The organism is Alcanivorax sp. HI0083 (assembly GCF_001635175.1).
Map to the genome: position 1 here is coordinate 1 of NZ_LWFX01001230.1, position 4,969 is coordinate 4,969.

Consider the following 4,969-nt stretch of genomic DNA (forward strand, 5'->3'; position numbering starts at 1 on the left):
CCGCCAAAGCCGGCGGTGACGCCAAGCTGGCCGCCAACTGGGTCATGGGTGAACTGGCCGCCAAACTGAACGCCGAAGAAAAAGATATTGCCGACAGCCCGGTTAGTGCGGAACAGCTGGGCCAGCTGATTGCCCGCCTGAAAGACGGCACCATCAGTTCGAAAATTGCCAAACAGGTATTCGAAGCCTGCTGGGCCGGCGAAGGCAACCCGGACGACATCATTGAAGCCAAGGGCCTCAAGCAGATGAGCGACAGCGGTGAACTGGAAAAAATCGTTGACGACATCATCGCCAACAATGCGCCCCAGGTTGAGGATTACCGCAACTCCGACGACGCCAAGAAAAAGAAGAAAATCGGTTTCTTTGTGGGCCAGGCCATGAAGGCCACCCAGGGCAAGGCAAATCCGCAGCAGTTGAATCAGTTGCTGAAGGATAAGCTGGAAAAGTGATGGAGGGTCGGACGTCTGAAGTCGGACGTCTGACGCCTGAAAAACAATCCGTACGGCAGCAATGCGTTCACTGCAAACCCTGCCGCGCCGGGTTTTGACTTTGCGTCCGACGTCAGACTTCCGACGTGCGACCTCTAACAGGATCCAACCATGACCACGCAAACCTTCCAGAACCGCGTCACCCTGGAAAAGAAAAATGCCATCGCCTACGTCACCCTGAGCCGGGCCGATAAATATAACGGCCTGGATTTCCCGATGATGGAGGGGCTGGTGGAAACCGCCCGCCTGATTCGCAAGGACCGTGAATTACGCGCCGTCATTCTTCAGGGCGACGGCAAGGCATTCTGTGCCGGGCTGGATTTCGGCACCGTCATGAAGCAGCCGGTAAAACTGCTGCGCAGCTTCACCAAATACGGCATCAAGAAAACCAATCTTTTTCAGGAAGTGTGCTGGTGCTGGCGCGAACTGCCCATCCCGGTGATCGCCGTGCTGCACGGCTATTGCTACGGCGGCGGCATGCAGATTGCGCTGGCAGCGGATTTTCGCATCACCACACCGGACTGCGAAATGTCCATCATGGAAATCAAGTGGGGCATGATTCCCGACATGACAGGCACCGTGACCCTGCGTGAACTGGTGCCCATGGACGTGGCCAAGGAACTGACCATGACCGGGCGATTGTTCAACGGTGACGAAGCCAAAACCATGAACCTGGTCACCCGCGTGGCGACCAACCCCCTGGAAGAAGCTGAAAAACTGGCACAGGCGATCAAGACCCGCTCACCGGATGCCATCAGCGCCAGCAAGGCCCTGTTCCAGCAAAGCTGGAACGTACCGGAAGCCCAGGCTTTCGACGTGGAAAGCAAACTGCAATTCAAAATGCTGCGCAGCAAAAACCAGCGCCGCGCCATGCAGGCCAACATGAAAAAAGAAGCGCCAACATTCGGCCCTCGCGAACGGGATTACTGAACCGATTCGCACACACCGGGGCGCCTTGCCCCGGTGCCTTTCCCTCCTCATCAATCTGCCAAGCGAGCCCTGTTTCCTCTCGGGATCTTGCGGCATACTCAATGCAGAAACCGACCATTATTGAGGCAGCGCATGATTTCTGTAGCCGAAGCCAGCGGCGGCTTTTCCGCCCTGACCCGCCTGTACAAACGTCTCGTCAACGAACTGATCGGTCAGCTACCGCTGCAGCCACAAACCCTGCCGCTGGCGCCCACGGACGATGCCTTGAAATACGGCATGTGTCGCGACACCACCTACGTGGTGAAAGGCGGTATGCTGGGTATGCGCTGTCAGGACCGCAAGCTGTTCACCTGGGATGAAGGCGACCTGATCCTCCCCGACGCCGGCAACGATGAAATTACCTATTACGCGGAAAGCTCCGTGCTGCTCGGGGCCTACCCCACCGTCGAACTGGTGGATGCGGTTCTCGCCGACGAACACATGGCGCGGCTGTGGACCCGGATTCTTACCACCCAGCAAGGCATGCTGACACGGCTTCTCGCCGCCCATGTGCCCGAAGAGCACCACACCACACCGGGCTTCGCCTATTTTGAGCCCGGCAATATCATCATTCACCAGGGCGAACCCGCCGACTATGTCTTCAGCCTGTTCGAAGGTGAAGCGGATGTGCTGGTGGATAATGTGGTTGTTGGCCACGTCAGCGAAGGAGAAGTGCTCGGCGCCATCGCCCTGCTCACGCATTCACCGCGCAGCGCCACGGTGCGGGCCAAATCACGCTGCTCAGTGGTCAAGGTGCCCAAGCACCAGTTCAAGAACCTGATCCGCACCAACCCGGGGATGATCCACAGCCTGCTGACGGACATGGCCCGGCAGGTAAAATCATTGAATGGCCAGGTGGTGGAGCTGTCGGCCTGATCCGACGGCGATCGCCTCCAGGCCAGAAAGCATAACCTCAGCCACCACCCAGGGAGGGCGGCTCACCATGAAACATCTTATCGGATGGGCGTTTCTGATTGTGGTCATCGTTCTGGTTCTGATTGGCGTCATGGCGGAGGACCCGCCGATCATGGCCGAAGGCATGCAGGACACACCGGTCACCACGGACAATCAACCCGGCAACTGACGCGCCGCGCAAACCGGACACTGGGGGTCGCGGGGAATCGCCACCTGACGCCAGCCCAGCGTCCGGCCGTCAAACAAATGCAGCACCGATGCCACCGAGGCACCGGACAGTGTTCGCATGGCCGCCAGGGCCTGCAAGGTTCCCACCACACCGACCACTGGGCCGAGAATCCCCGCCTCGCTACAGGCCAGATCACCGTCCGTGCCGTCCCCGTACACACAGGCGTAGCAGGGGCTGTCTGCGGCGCGCAAATCAAACACTGCCAATTGGCCATCCATGCGAATAGCCGCACCACTGACCAGAGGTTTGGCATGGGCCACGCAGGCGCGATTGATGGCCTGTCGAGTGACGAAGTTGTCGGTGCAATCAAGCACCAGAGTCGCCTCCGCAACGGCGTCATCCAGCCAGGCATCGTCCACGCGCACCACTGCCGAGCGCACATCCACATCCGCGTTCAATAGTTGCAGTTGATCACGCAGTGCCTCGGCCTTGGGCTGACTCACCTGGTCACCGCGAAACGCCACCTGCCGGTGCAGGTTGCTCAGTTCCACCCGGTCGTCGTCCGCCAGCACCAGCTGCCCGACACCGGCGCCCGCAAGATATAACGCCGCCGGATTGGCCAGACCACCGCAACCGACGATCAATACCCGGGCGGCTGCCAGCGCCTCCTGCCCGTCCAGATCCAGTTCATCCACCATCAATTGGCGGCTGTAGCGATTGAGTTGCTCGTCGTTAAACATGAAAAGACTCGCTGCATGCAACACGGCTTCACGCTGACACGCAAAGCCGATCTATGACAGTGACGGCGCAAGCCTGAAGATCGCAAGCAGGCTTTCGCCTACACCGGGTGCTGCCCAAAGGTGACCCGGTCGTTGCCACCCAGATCCTGTACCGTACCCACCTGCACGAAGCCGGCCTGCGTCAACAGAATGCGCACTGCCTCACCCTGCTCAAACCCATGCTCCAGCAACAGCCAACCGCCGGCAACCAGTTTGCCGGCGGCTTGCTGAGTAATGGCAGCCAAATCCGCCAACCCGTTATTGGGCGCCACCAGCGCCGAGCGGGGCTCGAAACGCACATCCCCTTCATCCAGATGGTGGTCGCTTTCCTCGATATAAGGCGGGTTGCTAATGATCAGATCAAACGGCCCCGGGCAGGGCGACAGCCAGCTGCCCTTCAAACAGGTCACCGCGGCCCCCAGCCGATGAGCGTTGTCAGCGGCCACCTGCAAGGCGGCCTCACTCAGATCCACCAGGGTGACATGCCAATCCGGCCGCGCCAGCGCCAGGGAAACGCCGATGGCTCCGGTCCCCGTCCCCAGATCCACCACCTGCGCCTCGGCGGGCACATCCAGTGACAGGGCCTTTTCCACCAGGGTTTCCGTATCCGGGCGGGGAATCAGGGTATCGGCGGTCACCCGAAACAAGTGGCCGAAAAATTCCCGCTCGCCGACCAAGTGCGCCACTGGCTCGCCCGCCACCCGGCGGCCAAGCAGGGACGTAAAGTCGGCCTGCTGCGCAGTGCTCAGTTCGCGTTCGGGCCAGGTAAATAGGTAGCTGCGCGGCTTGCCCAGCACGTGACACAACAGCAGGTCCGCATCCAGCGCGGCGCTCGGAGAATCGCTCAACCGGCTACGCGCATCGCGCAGGGCGGCGTCAATGCGCATGGCGATCAGCTCTCGCCCAGCGCGGCCAGCTGATCGGCCTGGTACTCCGCCAGCAAGGCGCCGAGCAATTCATCCATGTCCCCTTCCATCAGCTCGCCCAGGCGATACAGGGTCAGGTTGATGCGGTGGTCGGACACCCGGCCCTGCGGGTAATTGTAGGTACGGATGCGCTCGGAGCGGTCACCGGAGCCTACCAGGGATTTGCGCTCCGCCGCCTGCTCCGCGTGGGCCGCGTTCTGCTGGGCATCATAGAGTTTGGCGCTGAGCAGGCTCATGGCGCGGGCCTTGTTCTTGTGCTGGCTGCGCTCGTCCTGACATTCCACCACCACGCCGGTGGGCAGGTGCGTAATGCGCACGGCAGAATCGGTGGTGTTGACGTGCTGGCCACCGGCGCCGGAGGAGCGGTAGGTATCGATGCGCAGGTCTTCGTTGCGAATGATGATATCGCCCAGCTGCTCGGCTTCCGCCATGATTGCCACCGTACAGGCGGAGGTATGGATCCGCCCCTGGGATTCCGTAGCCGGCACCCGCTGCACCCGGTGGGCCCCGGATTCGAATTTCATGCGCGAATAGACGCCCTCACCGATCACCCGCGCAATCACCTCCTTGTACCCGCCGTGCTCGCCCTCACTGGCGCTGACCATTTCCACTTTCCAGCCGCGTTGATCCGCATACTTGGAATACATGCGGAACAGGTCGCCGGCAAAAAGGGCCGCTTCGTCGCCACCGGTGCCGGCGCGGACTTCGAGGAACACGTTAGCG

At 61.0% G+C, this 4,969-nt stretch carries 6 protein-coding genes and 1 pseudogene; 4 read left to right on the plus strand and 3 right to left on the minus strand.

Going from position 1 to position 4,969, the window contains the following annotated elements; translation table 11 throughout:
* The 4 genes and pseudogenes from gatB to A3754_RS26715 all read left to right on the plus strand — a co-directional run.
* Window positions 1-449 (plus strand): annotated as a pseudogene (gatB, locus tag A3754_RS17875) (Asp-tRNA(Asn)/Glu-tRNA(Gln) amidotransferase GatCAB subunit B); the annotation flags it as partial.
* Window positions 450-599: 150 nt separating this feature from the next.
* Window positions 600-1,418 (plus strand): crotonase/enoyl-CoA hydratase family protein, encoded by an 819-nt coding sequence (locus tag A3754_RS17880; RefSeq protein WP_063520786.1) that lies wholly within the window; start codon window positions 600-602, stop codon window positions 1,416-1,418.
* A gap of 132 nt (window positions 1,419-1,550) precedes the next feature.
* Entirely contained in the window at window positions 1,551-2,333 is a 783-nt protein-coding gene (locus A3754_RS17885; RefSeq protein ID WP_063520787.1) for a cyclic nucleotide-binding domain-containing protein, read from the plus strand.
* 67 nt (window positions 2,334-2,400) lie between these two features.
* A complete protein-coding gene (locus tag A3754_RS26715; RefSeq protein ID WP_156497061.1) occupies window positions 2,401-2,541 on the plus strand; it encodes a hypothetical protein in 141 nt (46 codons plus the stop codon).
* Here A3754_RS26715 and A3754_RS17890 read toward each other — a convergent pair.
* From A3754_RS17890 to prfA, 3 genes are all read right to left on the minus strand, one after another.
* Entirely contained in the window at window positions 2,526-3,281 is a 756-nt protein-coding gene (locus tag A3754_RS17890) for a molybdopterin-synthase adenylyltransferase MoeB (RefSeq protein ID WP_063520788.1), read from the minus strand. The genes A3754_RS26715 and A3754_RS17890 overlap by 16 nt on opposite strands.
* 98 nt (window positions 3,282-3,379) lie before the next feature.
* Window positions 3,380-4,207 (minus strand): peptide chain release factor N(5)-glutamine methyltransferase, encoded by an 828-nt coding sequence (gene prmC / locus A3754_RS17895; protein WP_063520789.1) that lies wholly within the window; start codon window positions 4,205-4,207, stop codon window positions 3,380-3,382.
* Window positions 4,208-4,212: 5 nt separating this feature from the next.
* On the minus strand, window positions 4,213-4,969 hold a 757-nt coding region (gene prfA / locus A3754_RS17900), incomplete at its 5' end, for a peptide chain release factor 1 (RefSeq protein ID WP_063520790.1).